24 protein-coding genes and 6 tRNA genes are annotated in these 25,861 nt (G+C 71.5%); 21 read left to right on the top strand and 9 right to left on the bottom strand.

Going from position 1 to position 25,861, the window contains the following annotated elements:
- Nucleotides 1–317: 317 nt before the first annotated feature.
- The 9 genes from ACIREI_RS16495 to ACIREI_RS16455 all read left to right on the top strand — a co-directional run bounded on the left by ACIREI_RS16495 (nt 318) and on the right by ACIREI_RS16455 (nt 12,762).
- Nucleotides 318–1,376 (top strand): methionine ABC transporter ATP-binding protein, encoded by a 1,059-nt coding sequence (locus ACIREI_RS16495; protein ID WP_403333166.1) that lies wholly within the window; start codon nt 318–320, stop codon nt 1,374–1,376.
- Complete coding sequence (locus ACIREI_RS16490; protein WP_403333164.1) at nt 1,373–2,098, top strand: methionine ABC transporter permease; 726 nt, start codon at nt 1,373–1,375, stop codon at nt 2,096–2,098. The genes ACIREI_RS16495 and ACIREI_RS16490 overlap by 4 nt, the downstream gene beginning before the upstream one ends.
- Nucleotides 2,099–2,184: 86 nt before the next feature.
- Nucleotides 2,185–3,018 carry a MetQ/NlpA family ABC transporter substrate-binding protein gene (locus ACIREI_RS16485; protein ID WP_403333162.1) on the top strand — a complete coding sequence of 278 codons (834 nt, stop codon included), beginning with the start codon at nt 2,185–2,187 and terminating at the stop codon, nt 3,016–3,018.
- 143 nt (nt 3,019–3,161) lie between these two features.
- Complete coding sequence (locus ACIREI_RS16480; RefSeq protein WP_403333160.1) at nt 3,162–3,794, top strand: GNAT family N-acetyltransferase; 633 nt, start codon at nt 3,162–3,164, stop codon at nt 3,792–3,794.
- A 75-nt stretch (nt 3,795–3,869) separates the two neighbouring features.
- A complete protein-coding gene (cbiE, locus tag ACIREI_RS16475; RefSeq protein WP_403333158.1) occupies nt 3,870–5,090 on the top strand; it encodes a precorrin-6y C5,15-methyltransferase (decarboxylating) subunit CbiE in 1,221 nt (406 codons plus the stop codon).
- A gap of 368 nt (nt 5,091–5,458) precedes the next feature.
- Entirely contained in the window at nt 5,459–9,976 is a 4,518-nt protein-coding gene (cobT, locus tag ACIREI_RS16470) for a nicotinate-nucleotide--dimethylbenzimidazole phosphoribosyltransferase (protein WP_403333156.1), read from the top strand.
- 268 nt (nt 9,977–10,244) lie between these two features.
- Complete coding sequence (gene cobA, locus ACIREI_RS16465; protein ID WP_403333154.1) at nt 10,245–11,486, top strand: uroporphyrinogen-III C-methyltransferase; 1,242 nt, start codon at nt 10,245–10,247, stop codon at nt 11,484–11,486.
- Between the two features lie 53 nt (nt 11,487–11,539).
- Entirely contained in the window at nt 11,540–12,358 is an 819-nt protein-coding gene (locus ACIREI_RS16460; RefSeq protein ID WP_403333152.1) for a TrmH family RNA methyltransferase, read from the top strand.
- An 11-nt stretch (nt 12,359–12,369) separates the two neighbouring features.
- On the top strand, nt 12,370–12,762 hold the full coding sequence (locus ACIREI_RS16455) for an NUDIX domain-containing protein (protein WP_403333150.1): 393 nt from the start codon (nt 12,370–12,372) through the stop codon (nt 12,760–12,762).
- A gap of 28 nt (nt 12,763–12,790) precedes the next feature.
- Here the strand turns inward: ACIREI_RS16455 and ACIREI_RS16450 are convergent, their stop codons facing one another.
- The gene (locus tag ACIREI_RS16450) at nt 12,791–14,191 is read right to left on the bottom strand and encodes a protein kinase (protein ID WP_403333679.1); all 1,401 of its coding nucleotides are present in this window, start codon (nt 14,189–14,191) and stop codon (nt 12,791–12,793) included.
- Nucleotides 14,192–14,387: 196 nt separating this feature from the next.
- On the opposite strand from ACIREI_RS16450, the gene ACIREI_RS16445 reads away from it, so the two are divergent.
- From ACIREI_RS16445 to ACIREI_RS16430, 4 genes are all read left to right on the top strand, one after another.
- Nucleotides 14,388–14,627, top strand: coding sequence for a hypothetical protein (locus tag ACIREI_RS16445; RefSeq protein WP_403333147.1), 240 nt, complete (start codon nt 14,388–14,390; stop codon nt 14,625–14,627).
- Nucleotides 14,628–14,861: 234 nt separating this feature from the next.
- Nucleotides 14,862–15,059, top strand: a complete 198-nt coding sequence (locus ACIREI_RS16440) for a hypothetical protein (protein ID WP_403333144.1) — start codon at nt 14,862–14,864, stop codon at nt 15,057–15,059.
- Nucleotides 15,060–15,541: 482 nt separating this feature from the next.
- On the top strand, nt 15,542–16,495 hold the full coding sequence (locus ACIREI_RS16435; protein WP_403333142.1) for a phosphotransferase family protein: 954 nt from the start codon (nt 15,542–15,544) through the stop codon (nt 16,493–16,495).
- Nucleotides 16,496–16,572: 77 nt separating this feature from the next.
- Entirely contained in the window at nt 16,573–16,863 is a 291-nt protein-coding gene (locus ACIREI_RS16430; protein WP_403333139.1) for a zf-TFIIB domain-containing protein, read from the top strand.
- A 53-nt stretch (nt 16,864–16,916) separates the two neighbouring features.
- Here ACIREI_RS16430 and ACIREI_RS16425 read toward each other — a convergent pair.
- From ACIREI_RS16425 to ACIREI_RS16405, 5 genes are all read right to left on the bottom strand, one after another.
- Nucleotides 16,917–16,988: transfer RNA gene (locus ACIREI_RS16425), tRNA-Val, on the bottom strand.
- A 46-nt stretch (nt 16,989–17,034) separates the two neighbouring features.
- Nucleotides 17,035–17,106, bottom strand: a tRNA-Val gene (locus ACIREI_RS16420).
- Nucleotides 17,107–17,126: 20 nt separating this feature from the next.
- A tRNA-Val gene (locus tag ACIREI_RS16415) sits at nt 17,127–17,198 on the bottom strand.
- A gap of 1 nt (nt 17,199) precedes the next feature.
- Nucleotides 17,200–17,273: transfer RNA gene (locus tag ACIREI_RS16410), tRNA-Cys, on the bottom strand.
- A gap of 39 nt (nt 17,274–17,312) precedes the next feature.
- Nucleotides 17,313–17,385: transfer RNA gene (locus tag ACIREI_RS16405), tRNA-Gly, on the bottom strand.
- A gap of 178 nt (nt 17,386–17,563) precedes the next feature.
- Between ACIREI_RS16405 and ACIREI_RS16400 the strand changes: the two genes are divergently transcribed.
- The 3 genes from ACIREI_RS16400 (at nt 17,564) to ACIREI_RS16390 (ending at nt 20,334) form a co-directional block, all read left to right on the top strand.
- On the top strand, nt 17,564–18,610 hold the full coding sequence (locus tag ACIREI_RS16400) for a chorismate-binding protein (RefSeq protein ID WP_403333136.1): 1,047 nt from the start codon (nt 17,564–17,566) through the stop codon (nt 18,608–18,610).
- Nucleotides 18,607–19,428 carry an aminotransferase class IV gene (locus ACIREI_RS16395; protein ID WP_403333133.1) on the top strand — a complete coding sequence of 274 codons (822 nt, stop codon included), beginning with the start codon at nt 18,607–18,609 and terminating at the stop codon, nt 19,426–19,428. Before ACIREI_RS16400 ends, ACIREI_RS16395 begins: the two co-directional genes overlap by 4 nt.
- Nucleotides 19,429–19,509: 81 nt before the next feature.
- Nucleotides 19,510–20,334, top strand: coding sequence for a GNAT family N-acetyltransferase (locus ACIREI_RS16390; protein WP_403333130.1), 825 nt, complete (start codon nt 19,510–19,512; stop codon nt 20,332–20,334).
- Between the two features lie 54 nt (nt 20,335–20,388).
- Here ACIREI_RS16390 and ACIREI_RS16385 read toward each other — a convergent pair whose 3' ends face one another.
- Nucleotides 20,389–20,913 carry a DsbA family protein gene (locus tag ACIREI_RS16385; protein WP_403333127.1) on the bottom strand — a complete coding sequence of 175 codons (525 nt, stop codon included), beginning with the start codon at nt 20,911–20,913 and terminating at the stop codon, nt 20,389–20,391.
- Nucleotides 20,914–21,140: 227 nt separating this feature from the next.
- Here ACIREI_RS16385 and ACIREI_RS16380 point away from each other — a divergent pair, with 227 nt between their 5' ends.
- Both ACIREI_RS16380 and ACIREI_RS16375 read left to right on the top strand, forming a co-directional pair.
- Entirely contained in the window at nt 21,141–21,584 is a 444-nt protein-coding gene (locus ACIREI_RS16380) for a hypothetical protein (RefSeq protein ID WP_403333124.1), read from the top strand.
- Nucleotides 21,585–21,738: 154 nt separating this feature from the next.
- Nucleotides 21,739–21,891, top strand: a complete 153-nt coding sequence (locus ACIREI_RS16375; protein ID WP_004002639.1) for a hypothetical protein — start codon at nt 21,739–21,741, stop codon at nt 21,889–21,891.
- Between the two features lie 82 nt (nt 21,892–21,973).
- On the opposite strand, the gene ACIREI_RS16370 is transcribed toward ACIREI_RS16375, so the two are convergent.
- Nucleotides 21,974–22,534 carry a CGNR zinc finger domain-containing protein gene (locus tag ACIREI_RS16370; protein ID WP_403333121.1) on the bottom strand — a complete coding sequence of 187 codons (561 nt, stop codon included), beginning with the start codon at nt 22,532–22,534 and terminating at the stop codon, nt 21,974–21,976.
- Nucleotides 22,535–22,843: 309 nt separating this feature from the next.
- Complete coding sequence (locus ACIREI_RS16365) at nt 22,844–23,257, bottom strand: SsgA family sporulation/cell division regulator (RefSeq protein ID WP_004002642.1); 414 nt, start codon at nt 23,255–23,257, stop codon at nt 22,844–22,846.
- A gap of 191 nt (nt 23,258–23,448) precedes the next feature.
- Here ACIREI_RS16365 and ACIREI_RS16360 point away from each other — a divergent pair, with 191 nt between their 5' ends.
- The 3 genes from ACIREI_RS16360 to ACIREI_RS16350 all read left to right on the top strand — a co-directional run bounded on the left by ACIREI_RS16360 (nt 23,449) and on the right by ACIREI_RS16350 (nt 25,859).
- Nucleotides 23,449–23,907, top strand: a complete 459-nt coding sequence (locus ACIREI_RS16360; protein ID WP_403333118.1) for a TIGR02611 family protein — start codon at nt 23,449–23,451, stop codon at nt 23,905–23,907.
- An 88-nt stretch (nt 23,908–23,995) separates the two neighbouring features.
- Nucleotides 23,996–24,067, top strand: a tRNA-Val gene (locus tag ACIREI_RS16355).
- Between the two features lie 505 nt (nt 24,068–24,572).
- Nucleotides 24,573–25,859 carry an ABC transporter substrate-binding protein gene (locus ACIREI_RS16350; RefSeq protein ID WP_403333115.1) on the top strand — a complete coding sequence of 429 codons (1,287 nt, stop codon included), beginning with the start codon at nt 24,573–24,575 and terminating at the stop codon, nt 25,857–25,859.
- Nucleotides 25,860–25,861: the final 2 nt, after the last annotated feature.

The raw sequence follows: 25,861 nt of genomic DNA, 5'->3' as shown, positions 1-25,861 counted from the left end.
TCGCATGACCACGACGAGCTGCCGCACCTTTGCGACCGAGGCGACCCTGACGCCCGGTGCTCGTTGTATGTGTCGAATGTGCGCCTGCTAGAGGGCCCCCGCACCACCCCGAGCCTCGCGCCCCGAAGCGAGAGCCCGCTCATGTCCGCACGTACGCCACGCGTACGGGACTGAGCCCCGCCCCCGCGCACACGATTCTCCTCACCGGTTCCACCGCGCCTGCGAGAACCGTGCTGCGTTCTGGCTGCCTTCGACCATGAACGCCACGTGCCCGGCGCCCACGAGGTGCCGCGCACTCGACAGTGACGGAAACCCCAGTGATCACCACAACGGGCCTGACGAAAATTTACCGGGCTCACCGCTCACGCGGCCGCGAGGTCACCGCCCTCGACGGCGTCGATCTGCACGTCCGCGAAGGCGAGGTGTACGGCGTCATCGGCCAGTCCGGCGCCGGCAAGTCCTCGCTCATCCGCTGCGTCAACCTGCTGGAGCGCCCCACCGCCGGGACGGTGACCGTCGCCGGGCAGGACCTCACGGCCCTCGCGGGACGCGGTCCCCGGGCCGGCAAGGAGCTCCGCCAGGCGCGCAGCCGTATCGGCATGGTCTTCCAGCACTTCAACCTGCTGTCCTCGCGGACGGTCCAGGACAACGTCGAGCTTCCGCTGGAGATCCTCGGCAAGTCGGGGAAGGAACGCTCCCGCAAGGCACTTGAGCTGCTCGACCTGGTGGGTCTCGCGGACAAGGCCAAGGCCTACCCCGCCCAGCTCTCCGGCGGTCAGAAGCAGCGCGTCGGCATCGCCCGCGCGCTGGCCGGCGACCCCAAGGTGCTGCTCTCCGACGAGGCCACCAGCGCCCTCGACCCGGAGACCACCCGCTCCATCCTCCAGCTGCTGCGCGACCTGAACCGGCAGCTGGGCCTGACCGTCCTGCTCATCACCCACGAGATGGACGTCGTGAAGTCGATCTGCGACTCGGCCGCGCTCATGGAGAACGGCCGCATCGTCGAGTCCGGCACGGTGAGCGAGCTGCTCGCGACACCCGGCTCCGAACTGGCCTCCGCGCTCTTCCCGGTGGGCGGCGAGGCCTCCTCCGACGACCGCACCGTCGTCGACGTCACCTTCCAGGGCGAGACCGCCACCCAGCCGGTCATCTCCCAGCTCTCACGCACCTACAACATCGACATCTCCATCCTCGGCGCCGCCATCGACACCGTCGGCGGCCTCCAGGTCGGCCGGATGCGCATCGAACTGCCCGGCCGCTACGAGGACAACGTCGTGCCGATCGGCTTCCTGCGTGAACAGGGCCTGCAGATCGACGTCATCGGCCAAGACGCCCAGGCGCCCGTCTCCGCGCTGGTGAAGGAAGGTGCCAAGTGACCTGGTCCGAGATGCAGCCCCTGCTGGAGCAGGCGTGTTGGGACACCCTCTACATGGTCGGCTGGTCCACCGTCATCGCGGTCGTCGGCGGCCTCCCGCTCGGCATCCTCCTCGTCCTCACCGACCGGGGCGGCCTGCTCCAGAACGTCCTGGCCAACAAGGTCATCGGGCAGATCGTGAACGTCGCCCGCTCGATGCCGTTCATCATCCTGATGGTCGCGCTGATGACCTTCACGCGCTGGGTCACCGGGACCACGATCGGCCGCGAGGCCGCCATCGTGCCGCTCGCGATCGGTGCCATCCCGTTCTTCGCACGCCTCGTCGAGACGGCTGTCCGCGAAGTGGACGGCGGGCTCGTGGAGGCCGTGCAGTCGATGGGCGGCAACACCTGGACGGTCGTACGCAAGGTGCTCGTCCCCGAGTCCCTGCCGTCCCTCATCGCCAGCACCACGACCACGATCGTCGCCCTCATCGGCTACTCCGCCATGGCCGGCACGGTCGGCGCGGGCGGTCTCGGCGACATCGCCATCCGCTACGGCTACCAGCGCTTCGAGACCGAGCTGATGTGGCTCACCGTCGCGATCCTCGCCGTCGTCATCTCCCTCATCCAGTTCGCCGGCGACTACGCGGCCCGCTCCCTGCACCGGCGGGGCGGCCACTCGGGCCCCGGGCCGAAGCTCCGGCTGCTGAAGGCGTCCACGGCGACGAGCAAGACCGTCTGAATCCCCCGGACGACCATCCGGAACTACCCAGAACTCCCCGCACACCCAAGTCGGGGACGCACCACCCATAAGGAAAGGCACTTTTCGTGCGTAACACCGCCAAGTTCACCACTGCCGTCCTCGCCACCGGAGCCCTCACCCTCGGGCTCACCGCGTGCGGCTCGGGCAAGGACTCCGGTAGCGACGCGAGCGGCACGCTGACGGTCGCCGCCACGCCCACCCCGCAGGGCGAGATCCTCGGCTACATCAAGGACAACCTCGCGAAGAAGGCCGGACTCGAACTCGAGATCAAGGAGTTCACCGACTACACGCTGCCGAACACGGCCGTCCAGCAGGGTGAGGTCGACGCCAACTACTTCCAGCACCAGCCGTACCTGGACGACTTCAACAAGAAGAACGGCACCGACATCGTCGCCGTGCCGAACGCCACGGTCCACCTGGAGCCGCTCGGCGTGTACTCCCAGGGCGTCAAGAAGCTCACGGACCTCAAGAAGGGCGCCACGGTCGCCCTGCCGAACGACACCACCAACGAGGCCCGCGCGCTGAAGCTGCTGGAAGCCAACGGCGTGATCAAGCTGAAGGCGGGCGTCGGCTACGAGGCGACCCCCAAGGACATCGCCTCCAACCCCAAGAACCTCCAGTTCAAGGAGCTCGAGGCCGCTCAGCTGCCGCGCTCCCTCGGCGATGTCGACGCCGCGGTCATCAACGGCAACTACGCGCTGGAGGCCGACCTGAGCCCGGCGAAGGACGCCATCGCCGCCGAGTCGCCCAAGGACAACCCGTACGGCAACTTCCTCGCCGTGAAGAAGGGCAACGAGCACGACCCGCGCGTGCGGAAGCTCGCGAAGCTGCTCACCTCGCCCGAGGTGAAGAAGTTCATCGAGGACAAGTACGACGGCGCGGTCGTCGCCGCCTTCTGACGGGGCGTATACGGCGTATCGCCACGCACGGGGTCCACTCCTTCACTTGGTGTGGACCCCGTGGTGCAGTTCAGTGCTTTCATGCTGCATGCTGGGCAGTTCAGCAGGCCCTGAGGGTTTCGTCGAAGGTTACGGAGCGGCGCATGACTAGCACCTTCCCCAACATCTCCATCAGCACGGAGCGGTTGGTGCTGCGCCCCTTCGAGGAACTGGACATCGAGGCGTTCGCCGAGATGATGAACGACGAGCTCGTCACCGCATGGACGTCGGTGCCGCAGCCCTACACCGAGGCCGACGCCCGTTCCTGGATCACCAAACTCGCCCCCGCCGAACGCACCGAGGGACGCGGCATCGTCTTCGCCGTCGACGAATTCCTCACCCAGCGTCTCGTCGGCATCGTCCACCTGCAGAACACCAACTGGCGTGTCCGCTCCAGCGAGATCTCCTACGTCATCGCCCCCTGGGCCCGCGGCGAGGGCTACGCCTCCGAAGCGTCCCTCGCCACAGCCCAATGGCTCTTCCGCGACCAGAAGTTCGAAAGACTGGAGCTGCGCACCGCCGCCGACAACGCCGCCTCCCAGCAGGTGGCGCAGAAAATCGGCTGTATCAGCGAGGGCGTGCTGCGGGGCGCCTGGATAGCGCGCACGAAAGCCGACAGCGGCGAGTGGACCGACGTCCGTACCGACCTCATCGTCTGGAGCCTCCTGCCCGAGGACCTGGAGGGGGTCGGCGACCAGCCGGACGGCGGCTTCACATCGTTCGGCGACTGGAACTGACACCAGGTACTCTCACGTAGCCCGCCCCTCGGGCCGGCCCACGACGACCTGCGCGAACCCTGGAGACTGACGACGATGGCCGACCGCGTCACGGTGATCGGCTGGGACGGCTCGCCCCTGACCGCCGCGGCACGCTCCGCCCTCGGTGCCGCCACGCTCGTGGCCGGTGCCGCCCACCACCTGGCGCTCCCCGAGGTGCCCCCCGCCGCCGAGCGCATCCGCCTCGGCAGCGTCGCCCTCGCCGCCCGTCGTATCGCCGGCCACCGCGGCACCGCGGTGGTGCTCGCCGACGGCGACCCCGGCTTCTTCGGAGTCGTACGGACCCTGCGCGCGCCCGAGTTCGGCCTGGAGGTCGAAGTCGTCCCCGCGGTCTCCTCGGTCGCCGCCGCCTTCGCCCGGGCCGGTATGCCCTGGGACGACGCACAGGTGGTCGTCGCACACCGCCGCACCCTGCGACGCGCGGTGAATGTATGCCGCGCCCACACCAAGGTCGCCGTCCTCACCTCACCGGGCGCCGGACCCGCCGAACTCGGCCTGCTCCTGGAGGGCGTCCACCGCACCTTCGTCATCTGCGAGGCGCTGGGCACCGATCGCGAGGGCGTCACCGTCGTCACCTCCGACAAGGCCGCCGACCACACCTGGCGCGACCCCAACGTCGTCATCGTCATCGGCGGACACCCCGGAAGAGGTGCCGCGGCGGAGGGCGGCGGCTGGATCGCCGGCCGCGACCCGGGCGCCGGACCGCGCGGCTGGACCCTGCCCGCCGAGTCCTACGGCGGCCTCATGGGCGAAGGTGAGCTGGAACCGCTGCGCGCCGCCCAACTCACCCGGCTGGGCCCGCGCGTCGGCGACCTCGTGTGGGACATCGGCTGCGGCAGCGGCGCCTTCTCCGTCGAGGCGGCCCGGGCCGGTGCCGCCGTCATCGCCGTCGACCGCGACCCCCAGGCCTGCTCCCGCACCGAGGCCAACGCGCGCGCCTTCGGGGTCCAGCTCCAGATCGTCCACGGCACGGCCCCGCACGCGTTGGAGAACCTCGCCGAACCGGACGTCGTCCGCATCGGCGGCGGGGGAGCGGCGGTCGTCTCGGCCGTCGCCGACCGGCGCCCGCAGCGCATCGTCACGCACGCCGCGACCCGTGACGCCGCCGAGATCGTCGGACGCGACCTCAGTTCACACGGCTACGACGTCGAGTGCGCCCTCCTGCAGTCCGTCGAACTCGACACGCGGGCCTGGACGGAGCGGGAGCGCAGTGTCGCGTTCCTGCTCAGCGGGGTATTGCCCGACCGCACGGTATGACCGTGCGGTCGTCCCGGTGATCCTGTTGTCATACCGCGCGCGGTAGGCTGGCCGATCGTTGTACCGCACTCGGTCGCCCGGCACTTCGTCGGTCAATGTCCGGAAAAACACGCCCCGTTTGGGGCGGGTGTGGTACGGCGAAACCGGAGGACGCGCAACGTGGCGCAGTCCACAGCGGCCTGTCGCGGATCAGCCTGTCGCGACGGCCGAACGGCCACGACAATGCCACTCAATGGCTTTGTCGCCTTTTTTGGGCGGGTCGTTCGTGCCGCTGGGCACACACGCTCGTTCTTCACTGCGGGGGCGGTCGGTGCGCCGTCCCCGGTGAGCTGGTCGTAGAAGCACTAACCGATGGGCGAGGGGTACGCATGACCGACACCGGCCAGGTCCCGGGCGAGGGACTGCCGGAGAGCGCAGGCATGGTGGAGCAGCCGGGCGCCCCCGCGGCGCACGGTACGTACACCTACCTCTCCGAGACCACCGCCGAGGACGAAGACCTGCTGCTGCCCGGCTCCCAGGGCGCCTGGGGCAACGAGGTCGCCCCGCCCGCCCCGGAGCCGGTCGTCGAGGCGGTGCACGAGCCCGACGCGCACCAGATCTCCGGCCGTGACAGCGGTTCGGTCGACCTGAGCGGCGTCCGCCTCCCGGGCCCGACGGCCCCCACGACGCCGATCCCGCCCATCACGCCCCGACGCCCGCTGCATCTCGGCCCGCCCATCCCCGACGCCTCCGCCAGCCCGGTCCGCTCCCTCGCCGACCGCGGCGCCGTAGGCGCCCCCACCCGCCAGCCCGGCCCGGCCCCGACCGGCCCCGAGTACTTCGACGCCCCCCAGCACCACGAGGCACAGGTCCCGCAGCCGGCGGCTCCCTGGGGTGCCCCGGTCCAGACCGCCGTCCAGGCCCAGGCTCCGGCCCCCGCGCCGGTCGGCGCGGAGGCGTCGGCTGGCGAAACGGTTGTCCCGACCGGACAGCCGGGTGGCGAGCCGGTGGGCGTGGCACAGGCGGTGGTGGCCACGGAGGCCGGTGCCCCGACGAACGCCGCCCAGGGCGCCGAAGCCGGTGCGCCTGTGCCGCAGGAGGTCGTGTACGGCGGTCAGGAACCGCAGGGTGGCGACGCCGCGCCGGTCGCCGCGGCGGTGCCTGGCCAGGACGCCGGTCAGATGCCCGCGGCCGTGCAGGAGCCGGGTGTGGCAGAGGCGGCCGGTGCTGCGGCCGCTCCGGGTGCCGACGAGGCAATGGGTGTCGCGGCTGCACCGGGTACCGCCGAGGCCATCGGCGTTGAGGCTGCTCCGGGTGCCGACGAGGCCGCGGGCGCCGCGCCTGCCGCTGAGGCCGAGCAGATCGCGGCGGCTGTGCCCGCTGCGGAGGCCGGCGAGGCCGTGCCGGGTGCGGACGACTCCGGTGCCGGCGAGGTCGCGGGGGCCGTGGGTGAGGACGGCACGGCCGCCGGGGAAGTCCCGGCGAGCGACGCCGACTCGGGTGCCGCGCAGGTGCCTGACGGTGCCGGTGACCCGAATGCCGCGCAGGTCGCGGGAGTTGGCGCCGCCCCGGAGGGTGGCCAGGTCGCTGAGCCCGGGCAGGCTCCCGAGGACTTGCCTGCCGCTGCCGCTGCCGCTGCCGCTGTGCCTGCCGAGGCCGCCGAAGCCGTCGTGGACGGAACCGCGCCGGTGACCGAGGCCCCGGCGGCTGAGTCCGGCCCGGACGCCCCGGAAGCCGCGCCGGAAACTGTTCAGGCTTCCGAGGCGGCTGACGCGGAGGCCGCGCCGGTTGCCGTGGCGCCGGACGCTGCGGTCGAGCAGGCCGTCGAGGGCGCTGCCCCTGAGTCGGAGCAGGCGCCCGAGGGTGCCGCCCCTGAGCCGGCGCAGGTTCCCGAGGGTGCCGCCCCTGAGCCGGCGCAGGTTCCCGAGGAGCTCGCCCCCGAGACCGCGCAGGTCGCCGACGCCTCCGCTCCCGAAGCCGCCCAGGTACTCGACGCCGCCGCGCCCGAGGCCCCGGCGCCGGTCTCCGAGCCCGTCGCAGCCGAGGCCGCGGCAGCCGAGCCCGCCGTCGAGTCCCCGGAGGCGCAGGCCCCCGAGGCCGTCCCCGTCCCGCCCGTGCCGGACGATGCCCAGGCCCCCCAGCCCGCGGATGCCGAGCACATCGCACCGGACTCGCAGCCGGCCGAGGCCGTCGCCGCGGCCACCGACGGCGCCTCCGCAGCCGTAGCCGCCGAACCGGCCCCGCAGCCCGCGGACGTCGAGCAGATCGCGGCCGAGCAGCAGGGCGAGCCTCCTGCCCCGGTCGCCCAGCCTGCCGAGGTCCCGGACCCGCAGGCACAGGCCCCCGAAGCCATCCAGGGCCCCCACCCCGCGCAGGCCCCGCAGCCGCCGCAGGACGGGGCTCCGACGGACGTGGACGCCGAAGCGCAGGCTGTGGCCGCGAGCGCCACCGTCCCTGACGCCGAAGCGCAGGCTGTGGCCGCGAGCGCCACCGTCCCTGACGCCGAAGCGCAGGCGGTGGCCGCGAGCGCCACCGTCCCTGACGCCGAAGCGCAGGCCGTGGCTTCGAACGCCCCTGCCCCCGACGCCGAAGGGCAGGCCGAAGCCGTGAGCCCCACCGCCCCCGACGCGGAACCTTCCATCGCGGACCCAGCGGCCCAGGTGCCGGACGCCCAGCAGACCCCGGACGCCGGCGCCGAACCGGTCGTGGCCGCCCAACCGCTCGCCACGGACCCCGTCACGGAAGCTGCGGCCCCCGACTCCACCGACCCGCAGCCGACCCCTGCGGCGGACACCGCACCGGCCGAGGCCCCCCAGCCCTTCGTCGCCGAACCCGCCGGCCCGCAGCTCCAGCCCCTGGCAGCCCAGTCCGCCGACGGATCCGAGGGACCGGTCACGCCCCTGGAGCCCACGCCCGACCCGTCGTTGGGCCAGTTCGTCCCGGTCGAGGGCTCGGTGCCGACCACCCCGCACCTCGCGCCGACCCCGCCGCAGCCGACGGTCCTCCCCACGGGGGAGGCGCCGGCCCCCGTCGCCACGGTCCCCGCGCCCCGCGAGGGCGACCCCGAACTCGCCCAGCACGCGGAGGACCTGGACACCCGGGCCGCCGACCAGGAAGACCAAGAAGCCCCCGCAGAAGAGAGCACGGCCGTGGAAGAAGTGCGACAGTCCACCGGCCCGGCAGCGCCCGCCTACGACGACGCCGAACGCGAGGCCGTTCTCAAGGTCATGCGCGAGCGCCGCGACATCCGCAACGGCTTCCGCAGCGACCCCATCCCGCACGAGGTGCTGCTGCGCGTCCTGGAGGCGGCCCACACCGCGCCCTCCGTGGGGCACTCGCAGCCCTGGGACTTCGTCGTCATCCGCTCCGCCGAGACCCGGCGGACCATGCACGAACTGGCCATGCGCCAGCGCGAGGCGTACGCCAAGTCCCTCCCCAAGGGCCGGGCCAAGCAGTTCAAGGAACTGAAGATCGAGGCCATCCTCGACACCCCGGTGAACATCGTCGTCACCGCCGACCCGACCCGCGGCGGCCGCCACACCCTCGGCCGGCACACCCAGCCGCAGATGGCGCCGTACTCCGCCGCCCTCGCAGTGGAGAACCTCTGGCTCGCCGCCCGCGCCGAGGGCCTCGGCGTCGGCTGGGTCAGCTTCTTCGACGAGCGCGAGATGGTCCGCGCCCTCGGTCTGCCCGAGCACCTGGAGGTCATCGCCTACCTGTGCGTCGGGTACGTCGACGAGTTCCCGGACGAGCCCGAGCTGATGCAGGCCGGCTGGTCCAAGCGCCGCCCGCTGTCGTGGGTCGTGCACGAGGAGACGTACGGCCGCCGCGCCCTGCCCGGTGAGGAGCCGCACGACCTGCTCGCCGAGACCGTCGCCCAGATCCGCCCGCTGGACGCCAAGGCGCTCGGCGAGGCCTGGGAGCGGCAGAAGCGCATGACCAAGCCGGCCGGCGCGCTCGGCATGCTGGAGATCATCTCCGCTCAGCTGTCCGGCCTGTCCCGCCAGTGCCCGCCGCCGATCCCCGAGCCCGCGGCCGTCGCGATCTTCGCCGGTGACCACGGCGTGCACGCCCAGGGCGTCACCCCGTGGCCGCAGGAGGTGACGGCCCAGATGGTCGCCAACTTCCTCGGCGGCGGCGCGGTCTGCAACGCCTTCGCGGGCCAGGTGGGCGCGGAGGTGTGCGTGGTGGACGTGGGCGTGGCCGCGGACCTGCCCGCCACCCCCGGCCTGCTGCCCCGCAAGGTCCGCGCGGGCACCTCCGACATGACGACCGGCCCCGCGATGACCCGCGAGGAGGCCAAGCAGGCCATCGAGGTGGGCATCGAGACGGCCCGTGACCTGGTGGCGGCCGGTAACAAGGCCCTGCTGACCGGCGAGATGGGCATTGCCAACACCACCGCGTCTGCGGCCCTGATCTCGGTCTTCACGGACACCGACCCGGCCGAGGTGACGGGCCGCGGCACCGGCATCAACGACGAGACCCTCGCCCGCAAGACCGAGGTCGTCCGCCGCGCCATCGAGGTCCACCAGCCCGACCCGGCCGACCCCATCGGCGTCCTGGCGGCGATCGGCGGCTTCGAGCACGCCGCGCTGGTCGGCCTCCTGCTGGGCGGCGCCTCCCTCCGTACGCCGGTGATCCTGGACGGCGTCAGCGCCGGCGCCGCCGCCCTGGTGGCCCGCGCGATCGCCCCGGAGGTCCTCGCGGCCTGCATCGCGGGCCACCGCAGCGCCGAGCCCGGCCACGTGGCCGCCCTCAACAAGCTGGGCCTGCGCCCTCTGGTCGACCTGGACCTCCGCCTCGGCGAGGGCACGGGCGCGCTGCTGGCCCTGCCGTTGGTGCAGAGCACGGCGCGGGCGATGCACGAGGTGGCGACGTTCGATTCGGCGGGGGTAACTGAGAAGTAGGCGCGAGGGAACTTGGGGACAGGCAGTACCGGTTCCCTCCGCGACAGAGCACGGCAGCCCGCGGTGCCTGTGCAGCCCGCCGGACGTGGGCGCCGCCCGTGGGTCTGTGGGCAGTCGTTCCGCAGGGCGGAACGGGTGGGCACAGACCCACGCACCCGCACCCGGCAACGAAGCTCAGCCACCGGACACCTGAGCCACCCTCCCCACCCGCCCCGTAAAATCCGCACGTCAGGGCCACTGCACCGCCGTACAGAGGAGCCGCACCCTCATGGCCGAAAACCCCGCCTACCCCGTAGGCCTCCGCCTCACCGGCCGCAAAGTGGTCGTCCTCGGCGGCGGCCAGGTCGCCCAGCGCCGCCTCCCGGCGCTGATCGCGGCAGGCGCGGACATCCTCCTCGTATCGCCCGAAGCGACCCCGTCGGTCGAGGCCATGGCGGACGCGGGCGAGATCACCTGGGAGAGGCGCCCCTACGCGGACGGCGACCTCGCCGACGCCTGGTACGCCCTGATCGCCACCGGCGACAGGGAAGCGAATATGCGGGCCTCCGCCGAAGCGGAGCGCCACCGCGTCTGGTGCGTCCGCTCCGACGACGCCGACGCCGCCACCGCCTGGACCCCGGCGACGGGCCACAGCGAGGGCGTCACGGTCGCCGTCCTCACCACCAGCGCCCGCGGCCGCGACCCCCGCCACACCGCGGCCATCCGCGACGCGGTCGTCGAGGGCCTGCGCGACGGCACCCTCGTCGCCCCCCACCACCGCACCCGCACCCCCGGCGTCGCCCTGGTCGGCGGCGGCCCCGGCGACCCGGACCTGATCACCGTCCGCGGCCGCCGCCTGCTCGCCGAGGCCGACGTCGTCATCGCCGACCGCCTCGGCCCGCGCGACCTCCTCGCCGAACTCCCGCCCCACGTCGAGGTGATCGACGCGGCGAAGATCCCGTACGGCCGTTTCATGGCCCAGGAGGCCATCAACAACGCCCTGATCGAGCACGCCAAGCAGGGCAAGTCGGTCGTCCGGCTGAAGGGCGGCGACCCGTACGTCTTCGGGCGCGGCATGGAGGAGCTCCAGGCGCTCGCCGAGGCGGGCATCGCCTGCACGGTCGTCCCCGGCATCTCCAGCTCCATCTCGGTCCCGGGCGCGGCCGGTATCCCGGTCACCCACCGGGGCGTGGCCCACGAGTTCACCGTGGTCAGCGGCCACGTGGCCCCCGACGACGAGCGCTCGCTCGTCGACTGGCCGTCGCTGGCCAGGCTGACCGGCACCCTCGTCATCCTCATGGGCGTCGACAAGATCGGCAGGATCGCCGAGACCCTCGTGGCGCACGGCAAGTCCGCGGACACCCCCGTCGCCCTGATCCAGGAGGGCACGACGGCCGCCCAGCGCCGCGTCGACGCGACCCTGGCGACGGTCGAGGAGACCGTACGGACCGAGGACGTGAAGCCCCCGGCGGTGATCGTCATCGGCGAGGTCGTGAACGTAGGACCGAGCCTTCCGCGTAACCGCGGGTAACCCATCCGTTCCGAGCCGTTGGCACCGCACCCAGGACAAGGCAGTATCACCCTGTGGCCGATCTCATCACCGTCGAGGATCCCGACGACCCGCGCCTGCGCGACTACACGGGCCTGACCGACGTCGACCTGCGCCGCAAGCGCGAGCCGGCCGAGGGCCTGTTCATCGCCGAGGGCGAGAAGGTCATCAGACGGGCGAAGGAAGCCGGCTACGAGATGCGGTCCATGCTGCTCTCGGCCAAGTGGGTCGACGTCATGCGCGACGTCATCGACGAGCTCCCGGCCCCGGTGTACGCGGTCAGCCCGGACCTCGCCGAACAGGTCACCGGCTACCACGTGCACCGCGGCGCGCTGGCCTCCATGCAGCGCAAGCCGTTGCCCACGGCGGCCGAGCTCCTGCAGACCGCCCGCCGGGTCGTGATCATGGAATCCGTGAACGACCACACCAACATCGGCGCCATCTTCCGGTCGGCCGCCGCCCTCGGCATGGACGCGGTGCTCCTCTCCCCGGACTGCGCCGACCCGCTCTACCGCCGCAGCGTCAAGGTCTCCATGGGCGCGGTCTTCTCCGTGCCCTACGCCCGTCTGGAGACCTGGCCCAAGGGCCTGGAGTCGGTCCGCGAGGCCGGTTTCACCCTCCTCGCCCTCACCCCCGACGAGAAGGCCAGGGCCCTGGACGAGGCCGCCCCGCACCGGATGGACCGGGTCGCGCTGATGCTGGGCGCCGAGGGCGACGGCCTGTCCACGCAGGCCCTCGTCGCCGCCGACGAATGGGTCCGCATCCCGATGTCCCACGGCGTCGACTCCCTCAACGTCGGCGCGGCGGCAGCGGTCGCCTTCTACGCGGTGGCCACCGGCCGCCCCCAGACCTGAGCCGCACGGCGATGGCGCAGCGCGAGGCGGTCGTCGCGGTCCTGCTCCGCGCCGACCGCGTGCTCGCCATCCGCCGCGGCCCCGCCGTCGCGCGCCCCGGCTACTGGCAGCCCCTCAGCGGCAGGATCGAGCCGGGGGAGACCCAGCGGGAGGCCGTCCTCCGGGAGGTCCGCGAGGAGGTGGGCCTGACCGTCGTACCCCTGGCGAAGGTGTGGGAGTCGGAGACGGACGACGGCTCCTTCCGCCTCCACTGGTGGACGGCCCGGGCCGACACCGGCGAGGTGGTCCCCGACCCGGGCGAGGTCGGCGAGGCCCGCTGGGTCACACCGGAGGAGTTCCTGTCCCTGGACCCGGTCTTCGAAGGCGACCGGGAGTTCTTCGAACGGATCCTGCCCGGCCTGTGACGCCGGCCGTGACGCCTGGTCGGGGCCGCTACTCGGAGATGTCGAAGGTCGACTCGTACTGGTCGGACATCGAGTCCCCGTCCATCGGCTGGTAGCCCGACTCGACGTGCTCCTGCGGCTGCCGTACGACCTCCCCGTCGCCCCCGAGCCCGCGCTGCGGCCCCTGACAGCCCTGGGCCGCGGCGATGCCGAGCGCCACGAGCAGCGTCACCACGACGAACACGAACAGCCGCTGCCGCAGCAGCTGCGGGTTGGCGGGCCGCCGCCCCGTCCCCGTGTTCCGCGGCGCCGGACGGCCGGTGCCACCGCGCGGCGTGGGCCGGCCGCCGTTGCCCGAACGCGGGTTGTTCCGTGCCCCCGGCACCGGACGGGCCCCGGACCTGGACGACGCGGTACCGCCATGCGCCGCGCCACCGCCCCTCGACGGACCCCCGTCACGTGCGGGTCCGGGCACCCGCGAGGCGCCGGTGCCGCGCGCCGGGGCAGTCCCCTGGGGGCGACGCTGGGCGCGCTGCGGCTCCGCATAGGTGTCGGCGAGCCGCCCGGTCGGCCGGTCCGCCTCCGCGCTGCGCTGCGCGGGCGGCCGTACGTCCGACAGCCCCTGAGCCTCCCGGGCCGCGATCTCCTTGAGCCGCAGCGACAGCTGGAGCGTGCTGGGCCGCTCCTCCGGGTCCTTCGCCAGACACGCCCGCACCAGCGGGGCCAGGGCGTCCGGTACGCCGTACAGCTGCGCTTCCTCGTGGACGACGCGGTACAGCATCACCTCGGAACTGCCGTGCCCGAAGGGCGAGTCACCCATCGAGGCGTAGGCGAGCGTGGCGCCGAGGGAGAAGACGTCCGTGGCCGGGGTGACGGCGGCGCCGCGCACCTGCTCCGGCGCGAGGAAGCCGGGGGAGCCGACCGCCGTACCGACGTGCGTGAGGGTCGAGGCCCCCGTCGCCCAGGCGATACCGAAGTCGATGATCCGCGGGCCCTTGGGGGAGAGGAGGATGTTGGAGGGCTTGAGATCCCGGTGCACGACCCCCGCCTCGTGGACGGCGACCAGCCCTTCGGACAGGGCGGCCCCTACGGCGGCGACCTCCGCAGCACCGAGCGGGCCCTCGTCGGCGACCTTGTCGTGCAGAGAGGGGCCGGGCACGTACTGCGTCGCGAACCACGGTCGATCCGCTTCGAGGTCGGCGGCCACGAGCCGTGCCGTACAGCCTCCGCGAATCCGCCGTGCCGCCGAGACCTCACGGGCGAACCGCGAGCGGAACTCCTGATCCTCCGCTAGGTCGGGCCGGATCACCTTCAGGGCGACCCGCTGGCCCTTCTTGTCGGAGCCCAGGTAGACGACGCCCATGCCGCCCGCGCCGAGCCTTCTGTGAAGCCTGAACGAGCCGACGACGCGCGGGTCCTCGCGCCTCAGGCGCATCATCGCCATGTTCATCCCCGCTGCCCGGTCCGTGTGACGAGCCACAGCTTACGTTTCCGTGGGCCGCCGTGCGCAGAGGCCGCGCCCTCTCGGGAGGATGGATTGTCAGTGGTGGGTGGGAGACTTGAAGGGTGGTCAGGGGGCTGGTGAGCAGGGCGACTTCGGCCCGATTCGTCCCCCAACCACCCATCGCAGAAGGGGGATTGGGCCCGTGAAGGGTGATCGCGTGGAGATAGTCGTGGACGCAGGGGACACGACGCGTACCTACGAGGTGGTGGCGAGCAGGGCGGGCCGCCGGGTGGAGACGGCGGTGCGTCGGGGTGTCGTGGAAGTGAGCGAAGTCACCCGGAACGGATCCGTGGTGCGTACCGCCCGCTTCATGGCGAACCGGGTCCTGGCGCTGGTCGAGCAGCCGGTGCCGCGTGAGGAGGGCTCGGAGAAATCGGGGTAGACCGGGCGTCCCCTCGGGGAAGACCCCGAGACCTAGGACCTCGTCTCCACCCAGGGGAGTACTCCGCAGGTCATGGCTCATCCTCCGGGAGGCCCGGCAATCGGTACGAGGGCATGACGCCCGGGGTGGCCAGGACGCCTAGATTTGAGGTCAAGCGGCGGGTGCAGCACTCGTCCCCCGAGGTCAGACACCCGCCGCTGCCAACGACAACTCATACAGGTCAGGAGAGGGACCATGGCCCACACGGCACCGCGGACACTGATCCGCACGCAGGAGCGCACAGCGCTGCGCTCCCGCCGCCAGGGCCGCCGCCACCCCCTGGTGGCGACGCTCATGGCCCTCCCCCTGGCGGCCCTCCTCCTCGTCGTCTTCGACGGCTGGGAGACGGTGGCCACACAGGCGTCGTCCGTGGGTGTGATGCTGGGGCGCTGAGCGGCGACCCCAGGCCCGGAAGAGCGGTCCGGGCGGGGACATCCATCCATGAAACCCCGTGGGGACGGGGGTGCGGCGGACGGCACAAATGCCGGCGCAGCTGGGGAGCTGCGCCGGCATTGCTTTTGTGTGGCGCCTCCGGTGGCTGGACTGAGGCCAGGAGGTACCGCGCGTTGGCGCCGGCCACTGCGGGCGGACACCCCCCACACGTCCGTCCCCTTCCCGCCGTACGCGACTGCAGGCCCCTGGGGGTACGCGCCATCCCCACGCGGGTACAGCAGCCGGCGTAGCCGCGGGCCGTCGCGCCGACGTAGCTGCGGGCAGTCGTGCCGCTGGGGCGGCACGGGTGGGCGCAGCGGCACCCCGTCGCGCCGGGCTGCGCACGCACCCCGCCCAGCCGGCGGTACGCGTCCGTACGCCCGAGCCGCCACCACCGCCCCACGTACCCTCGGCCCCAAAGCATCCGCACCCAAGGGACCCCAGTGACCCTCACCCCCAACCCCCTCCTGCCCCACCTCACCGCACAAGTCAAAGCCGCGGCGCACTCACGCACCGCCCCCTGTCCCTGCGGAGCAACCGTCACCCTCGCCGACCGCCCCGACGCCACCGTCGTCCGGCACGCCGACACCGTCGCCAAGGCCCACGCCCCGGACCTCACCCCCCGCGACCTGACTCCCCGCCTCACCGCCGCCAAGCACCTCCCCGGCCTCCTCCTGCCCCCGCTCGGCCCCACGCCCGTCGACCTGCACGGCCGGCTCGTGACCTTCTGGCCGTACGGCATCCCGGTCGACCCGGGAGATCCCGACGCGGCCCCCTGGGAAGCGGCGGCAACCCTTCTCGCCCGTCTCCACCGGACCCCCGCGCCCACGCCGCTGCCCGCCATGCGCGGCCCCGCCAAGGCCGCCCTCGCCGTATCCCGCCTCCGCGCGGCCACCGGCACAGACCTGACACCCGGCACGACCGCCGTGCTCCGCGCCTGGGACACCCTTCCCGCCTGGGCCCGCGCCGAGGCCGCGCAGCCCGACACCACCACCCTCTGCCACGGCGACCTCCACCTCGGCCAACTCGTCCGTCACCCGGCCCCGGACGGCCCTTGGCTGCTCATCGACGTCGACGACCTCGGCGTGGGCGTACCGGCCTGGGATCTCGGGCGGCCGGCCGCCTGGTACGCCTGCGGGCTGCTGCCGCCCGACGAATGGGACCGCTTCCTCACCGCGTACCGTGCCGCCGGCGGTCCGGCCGTCCCCGCCCACGGCGACCCCTGGCCGGCACTGGACGTCCCGGCCCGCGCTCTCACCGTGCAGACCGCCGCCCGGGCGATCACCAAGGCCCTGGCCGGGGGCCGTCTCCTGGACGAGGTCGAGCAGGCCCTCGTCGACGCCTGCGACCGAATGGCTTCGCTCCCCCCTGAGTTGACCCAGGGATACGCAAAGTAGGGTGCAACCGACCGCAGCCGGACAGAGTCTGTCCTGGCGATACGCGAAGCAGGACCGACCGGCGAGGAGTTGAGCCCATGCAGTGTCCGAAGTGCCATGCGCCGATGCACACGTACAACCGAAACGGCGTTCAGATCGAGCAGTGCAGCGGCTGCCGCGGGATCTTTCTCGACTACGGTGAGCTGGAGTCGCTGACGCGCCTGGAGTCCCAGTGGTCCCAGCCCGCCCCGCCGCCTCCGGCCGCCCCGCAGGCCTACCCGGCCGCACCTCAGGCCCCCGCCTGGGGCGCCCCGCACGGCGGGCACCATGGCGGTCACTACGGCCACAAGCGTCACAAGAGCTTCGGCCACATGCTGTTCTCCAGCTGAGCCGCACCAGAGCACGAAGAAGCCCCCGGTCATCGACCGGGGGCTTCGGAGTGTGGACGATACTGGGATTGAACCAGTGACCTCTTCCGTGTCAGGGAAGCGCTCTCCCGCTGAGCTAATCGTCCTAGTGGACCGTGATCGACATTCACTCGAAGATCACGAGCTACTGCGTGCGCGATACTGGGATTGAACCAGTGACCTCTTCCGTGTCAGGGAAGCGCTCTCCCGCTGAGCTAATCGCGCGGGGGGATCCGAAGATCCAGTGGACGATACTGGGATTGAACCAGTGACCTCTTCCGTGTCAGGGAAGCGCTCTCCCGCTGAGCTAATCGTCCTTGGAGGTGGAGACGGGATTTGAACCCGTGTAGACGGCTTTGCAGGCCGTTGCCTCGCCTCTCGGCCACTCCACCAGGAGTGCAGGGGGTCGGGAAGATCCCCTTCTTCCTTCGAGCGGACGACGAGGTTCGAACTCGCGACCTCAACCTTGGCAAGGTTGCGCTCTACCAACTGAGCTACGTCCGCTTGTCGTTTCGGTCCGCTTCCGCGTCCCGGCGACGTGTTGAACTCTAGCGGATTCCCCGGCCAGCACAAAAACACGTTTGTGCAGCGTGCTGCGCTGCACCTGCTCAGGGGCCTGTCGAGGACCCCCGAAGGGACATGGCCGGGTCACCCGCAGGTCACCCGCCATAGACTCGACTGCGTGCTCGACCTCCCTCCCCTCGCCCGCTTCGGCGACCGCGTCGCCACCGGCCTCCTCGATGTCACCAGCGATCCGGCGGCCCTGGACTCCCGTGGCTTCTGGGCCGTCCGCGCCGACTTCGAGGGCGGTCTGACCTGCGCCCGCTTCCGGGACGTACGAGAGGAGCCCGTGCCCGCACCAGTGCCGGGACAGTGGCAGGGCCCGGCGGCCGGTGACTGGACGTCTTCCCTTGATCGAGGCGCGTACACGGCGGGCGTACGGCGGATACGCGAGCACATCGCGGCAGGCGAGGTCTACCAGGCGAACCTCTGCCGCGTCCTGAGTGCGCCGATCGGCCCGGACGCCGACGTGGACGCCCTCACCGCCCTGCTCGCCCGCGGTAACCCGGCGCCGTACGCAGGAACGATCCGGCTGCCGGAGCACGGGGTGGAGATCGCCACCGCGTCGCCCGAGCTGTTCCTGCGCCGGGAGGGGCGGATCGTGGAGTCCGGGCCGATCAAGGGCACCGGGCGTACCGAGGCGGACCTTCTGGAGAAGGACTACGCCGAGAACGTGATGATCGTCGACCTCGTGCGCAACGACATCGGCCGTGTCTGTAGCACCGGGACCGTCACCGTCCCCGACCTGTGCGCCGTGGAGAAGCACCCCGGGCTCGTGCATCTGGTGTCCACGGTGCGGGGTGAGCTGGGCGCCGGTGCAGGCTGGCCCGAGCTGCTCGACGCCGCCTTCCCGCCCGGCTCGGTCACCGGTGCGCCCAAGTCGAGTGCGCTGCGGATCATCGACGCGTTGGAGACGGCGCCCCGCGGACCGTACTGCGGCGGCATCGGGTGGATCGACGCCGACCGGGGCGTCGGCGAGCTGGCCGTCGGGATACGTACGTTCTGGATCGACCGCCCCGCGGGGGCGCTGCGGTTCGGGACCGGTGCCGGGATCACCTGGGGGTCGGACCCGGAAGGCGAGTGGCGGGAGACCGAGCTGAAGGCGGCCCGGCTGCTCGCGGTAGCGTCGGGAGTGTACGAGGTGAGTGGAGAGGGACTGCGATCGTGAGGATCTGGCTCGACGGTGGACTGCAGGACATCGAGTCCGCCCGTGTCTCCGTCTTCGACCACGGGCTGACCGTGGGCGACGGCATCTTCGAGACGGTGAAGGCGGTGGACGGCCGTCCGTTCGCGCTGACCCGGCATCTCGACCGGCTGACGCGCTCGGCGCGCGGTCTCGGCCTGCCCGAGCCCGACCACGACGAGGTCCGCCGCGCCTGCGCCGCCGTCCTCGAGGCCAACCCGATGCCGCTCGGCCGGCTGCGCATCACCTACACCGGCGGCCACGGGCCCCTCGGCTCCGACCGCGGTGAGCACGGCCCGACCCTCGTCGTCGCCCTCGGCGAGACCACCCGCCGCCCCGACGCGACGTCCGTCATCACCGTCCCCTGGACGCGCAACGAACGCGGCGCGCTCACCGGCCTGAAGACGACCTCATACGCCGAGAACGTCGTCGCCCTCGCCCGCGCCCACCAACACGGCGCCTCCGAGGCCCTGTTCGGCAACACGGTCGGGCAACTCTGCGAGGGCACCGGGTCGAACGTCTTCGTCGTCCTGGACGGCGAGATCCACACCCCGCCGCTCGCCTCGGGCTGCCTCGCGGGCATCACGCGCGCGCTGGCGGTCGAGTGGACCGGCGCCAAGGAGACCGACCTGCCGCTGGAGGTGCTGGAGCGGGCCGAGGAGGTCTTCCTCACCTCCACCCTGCGGGACGTCCAAGCCGTGCACAGGGTCGACGAGCGCGAGCTGCCCGGCTCGGCGGGGCCGGTGACCGCCAAGGCCATGCGGATCTTCGAGGAGCGCTCCGGGGACGATCTGGATCCGTGACGGACGCGGAGACGGCGGGCGCGTCCCACGGTCTCGGATATTCGGCTGATCCCGGGCGCCGAGGCGGGTAGAACACCCCTGATGACCACGACCCTGCGGCCGACCGAGCCGCTTCAGCGCAACGACGACGGGACGCGTTCGCGTCGCTATCAGGTGTGTGTGAACGGCCGCCCCGTGGGCGTCGTTCACCTCGGGACGCATCCAGTCTTCGGCGACACGGTGGCCCGGATATCGGAGCTGCGGATCGAGGAGGCGGACCGGCGACGCGGCCGGGGCACCGTGGCGGCGCTCGCCGCGGAGGAGGTGGCGCGCGGCTGGGGGTGCCGGCGGATCGAGGTGTCGGTCGCCGGCGACGCAGGACCGGCCCTGCGTCTGGCCACGACGCTCGGCTACGTCGTACGCAACCGCGGCATGGAGAAGGTGCTCGGTGCCGCCCCGCCCGGTCTGCCGCCGGGCAGCCGGGGGCGACCCTTGACGGAGGCCGAGTACGGATCGTGGCTGGTCGAGAGTCACGAGGGCTACGTCCGCAGCTGGGCCGAGCGCGGGGTCCCGGAGGCCGAGGCGCGGGCCAAGTCGGAGCGCGACCACGCCACACTGCTGCCGGACGGCCTGCGCACCCCGGACGTGTTCCTCAGCGTCCTCGAGCACGAAGGAATCCCGGTGGGCACCCTGTGGATGGCGTCGCGTGAGGGCCGTGCCTACGTCTACAACGTCAAGACCGACGCGGCCCACCGGGGCAGGGGACACGGACGCACGCTGATGCTGCTGGCCGAGGTCCAGGCGATCGAGGCGGGGTACCGGGCCATCGGCCTCAACGTCTTCGCGGGCAACGCCCCGGCCGAGCGGCTCTACGAGTCACTCGGCTACGAGACGAGGCAGTACGCCCTGTACAAGACGTTGCTGTAGCAGCAGGGGTACACCGGGTACGGATCCTGCTGCAGCCAGTCGGGCCGGTGGCGGTCAGGCGCCCTGTCCGGCCAGCAGCCGGTCCGCGATCTCCTCGATGCGCTCGCGCAGGCCCTCCTGGCTCTTGCCGCCGTCGAGCCGCTCACCGCCGATCACATACGTCGGGGTGCCGGTCACGCCGATCGCCTTGCCCTCGGCCTGGTCGGCGTCGACGATCAGGATGTGCCGGCCGTCGATCAGCGCCGTGTCGAACTCCTCGGCGTCCAGACCGAGTTCCCCGGCCACCTCGACCAGGAAGGGTTCTCCCTTACGGTCCAGCTCCTCGACCCGGGCCAGGACGGTCTCCACGTACGTCCACCCCTGCCCCTGCTCAGCGGCCTCCTCGGCGGCCTGCGCGGCGGCGAAGGCGTGCTTGTGCTTCTCCAGCGGGAAGTGCCGCAGCCGCAGCTCCAGCCGGTCGCCGTAGCGGGCGCGCAGGGCGCGGAGATCGTCGAGCGCGCCGCGGCAGTCGGGGCACTGCAGCTCGCACCAGACGTCGAGGACGGGGGCGGCGGGGCGGTCGGGGGAGGAGTCGCTCATGGCCCCAGTCTCCCAGCACCGGCCCGGACGACCCAATCCGACCTGGGGCTTCCCCGGACGTCGGCCCTGGCCGTACGACGGTGACCGGCACCTGCGGACGAGGCGACCCGGAGATGTCCCTGATGTCCCGCCCAGGCATGGCCGCGCGGGGTCGCCACGGTGCAGGATGGAAGGGACGAAGTGGCCTGACCCGACCCAGACCCGCCCCAGCCTGCCCGGAGGACCGGATGATTGCCGAGACCGTCTGTTCAGCCGTCGCCGCGGCCGGCCTCGGCATCGCGGCGGTCACGGCGTACCGCAAGCGTTTCCTCGCGGCCGCGCGTATGGCCGCGTATTCCCTGGTGCCCCTCGGCCTGGTGATGACCGGGGTCGTCGACTGGCTGGCGGACACCGCGTTCAGCCCGACGGCGTGGGCGGGCTTCGGGGTCCTCGGCCTGTCCTGGCTGCTGTTCGCGAGCACGCGCGCGGTGGAGCGCCGCCGAGGCGGCACCCGCAAGGAGCGCAGGGAGGCGCGTGCCGCGGGACGCAGCGAGGCGGTGGCCCCGACGGCCTCGGCGCCCTCCCTGGGACCGGGCTCCCGTCAGGCGACCAAACCCGCGACCGCACCCCGCGCCGACGCCGGCGACGACTTCAGCGACATCGAGGCCATCCTCAAGAAGCACGGCATATGACGTCCGCACACCGGTCTGAAACGACACAGTGGGTCGCCGCCCGGCCGTAAGCGATCAAGACTCGAAACGGACATCACGGAATCCGGCGAACTCCCGCTCATTCCGGGCGTGTTGATCGCGCGACCAGGGGCAACTGCGCCATCATCGCCGCGAGATGCTGGACACGACACAGAGCGAGGCCGCGCCACCTCAGGACGAGCCTCGCGGGTGCCTCTTCGCCCTTTCCCAGCCACCGCTGATGATCTTCCTTGCGGTGATCGGGTGTCTGCTGCTCATGGCTGCGCTGCACGATCTGCTGCTGCTCTGAGCCGTACCCGTGGCCCCCGGCGCCACCCGCCGGGGCCCGCGTCTCCATACCGGTCGTGTCGGACCCCGGGCGAGCCCGCCGCTCAGCCGGCCGCTTCCTTGCGGCGCGCCCGGTAGGCGGCCACATGCAGACGGTTTCCGCAGGTACGGCTGTCGCAGTACCGCCGCGAACGGTTGCGGGAAAGATCGACGAAGGCGTGCCGGCAGTCCGGCGCCTCGCAGCGTCGCAGGCGCTCCTGCTCCCCGGCCACCACGAAGAACGCCAGCGCCATGCCGCAGTCGGCCGCCAGGTGGTCGGCGACGGAGGCGCCGGGGGCGAAGTAGTGCACATGCCAGTCGTAGCCGTCGTGATCCGTGAGGCGGGGCGTGGTGCCCGCGGCGGCGACCAGCTCGTTGATCAGGACCGCCGCTTTCCGGGCGTCCGGCTCGGCGAAGATCGCGGCGAACCGCCCGCGGACCTTGCGTACCGCCGAGAGATCGAACTCCGAGAGGACCCCGACATCGCTGATTTCGTGCTTTCGTACGAAATCCCCGAGAGCCGTGACGTCCGGCAGCCCGTCCGGAGTCCCGTCGTCATCCGGTGCGGTGTTCACCAGATCCACCACGGCATCGAGCGCACACCGGGTGTCATGGGTGATCAGCACGTTTCGCTCCCTGGCCTGGAGGTCGGGCGGGGTGCCCGCCGATGCTGGCCGATGGTAGTGGCTCACAGAGCCGTCACACCGGCCGCGCTCGCACGTGGCTTCGAATACAACGCCGTAACGGCGCGGACGGTTCCCGACGAGCCCGGCCCTCCTGAGCCGGGCGAGCCGGCCGGCCCCCATCCGCCCCAAGGCGCGCCAACGCCGCCCTCGCATGGCGAAGACGGCGCTGCTGTGTGCCGTATGCGGTTGTCTTGGCCCGAGCCGTCTCCCCGAGTCGACGGCGCCGGGCGGCTTTGTGGGGCCTCGCCCCTAGCTTTCCGCCAGGATGTGCGAGAGCTCCTGATCCAGATCGAAATGCCGATGCTCCGTGCCGGGGGGCACGGCGGCGTCGGTTCGCTTCAGGAAGGACTCCAGAGCCCGTGCAGGGGCCTCGAGCAGTGCCTCGCCCTCCGGAGAGCTCAGGGCGATGCAGACGACGCCCTGGCCGTGACTGCGCGACGGCCAGACGCGGACGTCGCCGGTTCCGGTGGGCCGGTGCAGGCCCTCCGCAAGAAGGTCGCGGGCGAACACCCACTCGACGGTTTCCTCGGCTCCGGTGTGGAAGGTGGCGTGCACGGCGTAGGGGTCGGCCGTGTCGTACCGCAGGCCTGCGGGGACAGGCAGGGAGGACTCGCTCGACACAACGAGGCGCAGGTGCAGCTCGCAGCTGACCGTGGTGTTCATAAGCGCCAGGGCCTTTCGCTCAGTGTGCGCTCGGGGATTCGCACGTCGGCGAAATCGACATGCCACCTACGGTGCCGTTGTAAACCCCTCTGAGTGTTTTGCGTATGTTTACGTAACTCTTCCGGCCGAGGACCCGTTCGCGAGGTACGACCATTCCGGTGACTGGTTTCCGTCCGGTAGGGTTTGGCCGTATGAATACGGGGAGTAACGAGTCGGGCGGGGTGGCCGTGACGACTGACGAGACCGAAGTGGACGGTGTGAAAGGCGACAGCGAGCAGGGCCTCGGCTCGAGAGCGCCGGAGTTCATCAAGGCGCGCCGTGTGCTGCACCTGAGCTGGCAGGTGGGTGTCTTCATCATCGGCCTGGCGATAGTGGTCGCCGGCATCATCATGCTGCCGCTGCCCGGACCCGGCTGGGTCGTGATCTTCGGTGGCATGGCGGTCTGGGCGACCGAGTTCGTCTGGGCCCAGTTGGTGCTGCGCTGGACCAAGCGCAAGGTCACCGAGGCGGCCCAGAAGGCCCTCGATCCGAAGGTGCGCCGCCGCAACATCATCCTGACGTCGATCGGTCTCGTGATCATCGCCGTGCTCGTCGGCGTCTACGTGTGGAAGTTCGGCATCGTCATGCCCTGGAAGATCAAGGACCAGTGATCCGCGACGGGGGTGCGGGCGTCGGCCGGTGCGGGTCCGCGCTGGTCACACGCATCCCCTGACATGGGGTAATGTTCTTCCTGCGTCCGGGCGATTAGCTCAGTGGGAGAGCGCTTCGTTCACACCGAAGAGGTCACTGGTTCGAACCCAGTATCGCCCACCCGGATCCGGCGGCCCGCCTGCGATTGTGCAGGCGGGCCGCCGTCGTTTCCGCGTACGACGGCTCGCGTGAGTGAGTCCTCCGGCGATGCGGGCAGGTGGTCCCGTGTGTGGTGGGCAGCCTCTTCGGCGTGCGGCCGCGGGGGTGCGCGACTCGTCTCGCCGCACCTCGTAGGTGACGTCTCGTAAGGTCCGTCCTCCGCGCTGAGTCCAGCGAGGCGACGCCTCGTCAACTCACCGGCGACCGGACGACTTTCAGCCGACCGGCACAGGAGTACGGCGGCCAACTTCCTGTTCGATCCACCGATCGCGCGCCTCTCACCTGCGGCATCGCACCGGCGCCCCGACCGGCCTGCCCTCACGAGCCGTCAACTCGCCGAGCAGACCCACAAGAAATTCCTGTCCGAATCATTGACGCGCCCCGAGGCCCTCCGTAACTTGTGCCAGCAAGCGCTTACTTGAAACGATTCATGCAGGCGGCAGCGACGCTGCGGGGAGGCTCGACGATGAGAACCAGCGGGAATGTTGAGAGGCGTACGATCCTGAAGGTGGCCGGGGCCTCGGCAGCCGCGCTCGGGCTCGCTGCGACGACCGGATGCGGCGGTGACAGCGGTTCCGCGGACGGGACCGTGACACTTCGTTACGCGTGGTGGGGTGGCGAGCCGCGCACCATTGCCATCAAGAAGACGATCGCGCTCTTCGAGAAGAAGTATCCGAAGATCAAGATCGCGCCTGAATTCACCGACTACGAGGCGTTCTGGGAGAAGTTCCAGACCCAGGCCTCCGGCGGAAATCCGCCGGACGTTTTCCAGAATGCGGTCGGCTTCCTGCGCAAGTACGACAAGCGCGGCGTTCTGATGGATCTCAAGTCGCAGGCGGACGCCGGGAATCTCAGCCTGGACAAATTCCGCAACGGCGTTCTGGCGAACGGTCAGGTCGACGGCAAGCAGATCGGCATCCCCGTCGGCGCCAACACCATGGCGCTCGTCATCGACCTCAAGGCCTTCGAGAAGGCGGGCGTCGAGGCGAAGTTCGGCTGGACCTGGGACGAGTACTTCGACGCGCTCCAGACCATCCAGGACAAGCTGAAGATCGCCGGTGACACCGGCTACTTCAGCATCATGTACCTCTACGACCTGTACCTCCGCCAGAACAGCAAGGCCTTCTTCACCGACACCGACCTCGGCTTCACGGAGGACGATCTGACCCAGTGGTGGGAGGACGGCTACAAGCGCGTCAAGTCCGGGCTCGTCGCCGACCCGAAGAAGATCGAGCAGGCCAAGCCCAAGTCCGGTCTCTCGGCGGGACTCGCCGCCTCCGAGTTCACCTGGGACAACTTCTCCATCCGCTACGAGGGCGAGGGCGAGTCGGACTACGGGCTCGCGCCGATCCCCACCACGGACGGTAAGCAGACCGGCCAGTACCTCGGCTCGCTGATGCTCAGCGCCTTCTCCGGGACCAAGCACCCCAAGGAGGTCGCCCAGTTCATCGACTTCATGGTCCACGACCCCGAGGTCGGCAAGATCATGGGCTACGACCGCGGCATCCTCGCCACGACCGAGCAGTACGACGCGTTCACGCCCACCGACGCCAACAACAAGGGCGTCAAGGCGTACGAGGAAGAGGTCGCCAAGGCCGGCGTGCTCGGGAAGATCACCCCGCACCCGTCCGGCGCCGACGTCATTGAGGCGGCGTTCCTGCGCATCGGCGGCGAGGTCGCCCAGGGCAAGACCAAGCCGGCCGCCGCCGCCAAGGCGCTGTTCAGCGAGGCCAAGGCCGCGTTCGCGGGCTGAGG

This window comes from Streptomyces sp. NPDC093591 (assembly GCF_044764885.1).
Classification (GTDB): Bacteria; Actinomycetota; Actinomycetes; order Streptomycetales; family Streptomycetaceae; genus Streptomyces.
The sequence above is the reverse complement of the archived record's forward strand: the minus strand, read 5'-3'. Positions and strand labels throughout refer to the sequence as shown.

Bases quoted from the DNA above. Each gene is read 5' to 3' on its own strand.
- ACIREI_RS16480 (WP_403333160.1), top strand. From the start codon at position 3,162: ATGACTAGCACCTTCCCCAACATCTCCATCAGCACGGAGCGGTTGGTG.
- cbiE (WP_403333158.1), top strand. From the start codon at position 3,870: ATGGCCGACCGCGTCACGGTGATCGGCTGGGACGGCTCGCCCCTGACC.
- cobT (WP_403333156.1), top strand. From the start codon at position 5,459: ATGACCGACACCGGCCAGGTCCCGGGCGAGGGACTGCCGGAGAGCGCA.
- cobA (WP_403333154.1), top strand. From the start codon at position 10,245: ATGGCCGAAAACCCCGCCTACCCCGTAGGCCTCCGCCTCACCGGCCGC.
- ACIREI_RS16455 (WP_403333150.1), top strand. From the start codon at position 12,370: ATGGCGCAGCGCGAGGCGGTCGTCGCGGTCCTGCTCCGCGCCGACCGC.
- ACIREI_RS16450 (WP_403333679.1), bottom strand. From the start codon at position 14,191: ATGAACATGGCGATGATGCGCCTGAGGCGCGAGGACCCGCGCGTCGTC.
- ACIREI_RS16440 (WP_403333144.1), top strand. From the start codon at position 14,862: ATGGCCCACACGGCACCGCGGACACTGATCCGCACGCAGGAGCGCACA.
- ACIREI_RS16430 (WP_403333139.1), top strand. From the start codon at position 16,573: ATGCAGTGTCCGAAGTGCCATGCGCCGATGCACACGTACAACCGAAAC.
- ACIREI_RS16390 (WP_403333130.1), top strand. From the start codon at position 19,510: ATGACCACGACCCTGCGGCCGACCGAGCCGCTTCAGCGCAACGACGAC.
- ACIREI_RS16385 (WP_403333127.1), bottom strand. From the start codon at position 20,913: ATGAGCGACTCCTCCCCCGACCGCCCCGCCGCCCCCGTCCTCGACGTC.
- ACIREI_RS16380 (WP_403333124.1), top strand. From the start codon at position 21,141: ATGATTGCCGAGACCGTCTGTTCAGCCGTCGCCGCGGCCGGCCTCGGC.
- ACIREI_RS16375 (WP_004002639.1), top strand. From the start codon at position 21,739: ATGCTGGACACGACACAGAGCGAGGCCGCGCCACCTCAGGACGAGCCT.
- ACIREI_RS16365 (WP_004002642.1), bottom strand. From the start codon at position 23,257: ATGAACACCACGGTCAGCTGCGAGCTGCACCTGCGCCTCGTTGTGTCG.
- ACIREI_RS16360 (WP_403333118.1), top strand. From the start codon at position 23,449: ATGAATACGGGGAGTAACGAGTCGGGCGGGGTGGCCGTGACGACTGAC.
- ACIREI_RS16350 (WP_403333115.1), top strand. From the start codon at position 24,573: ATGAGAACCAGCGGGAATGTTGAGAGGCGTACGATCCTGAAGGTGGCC.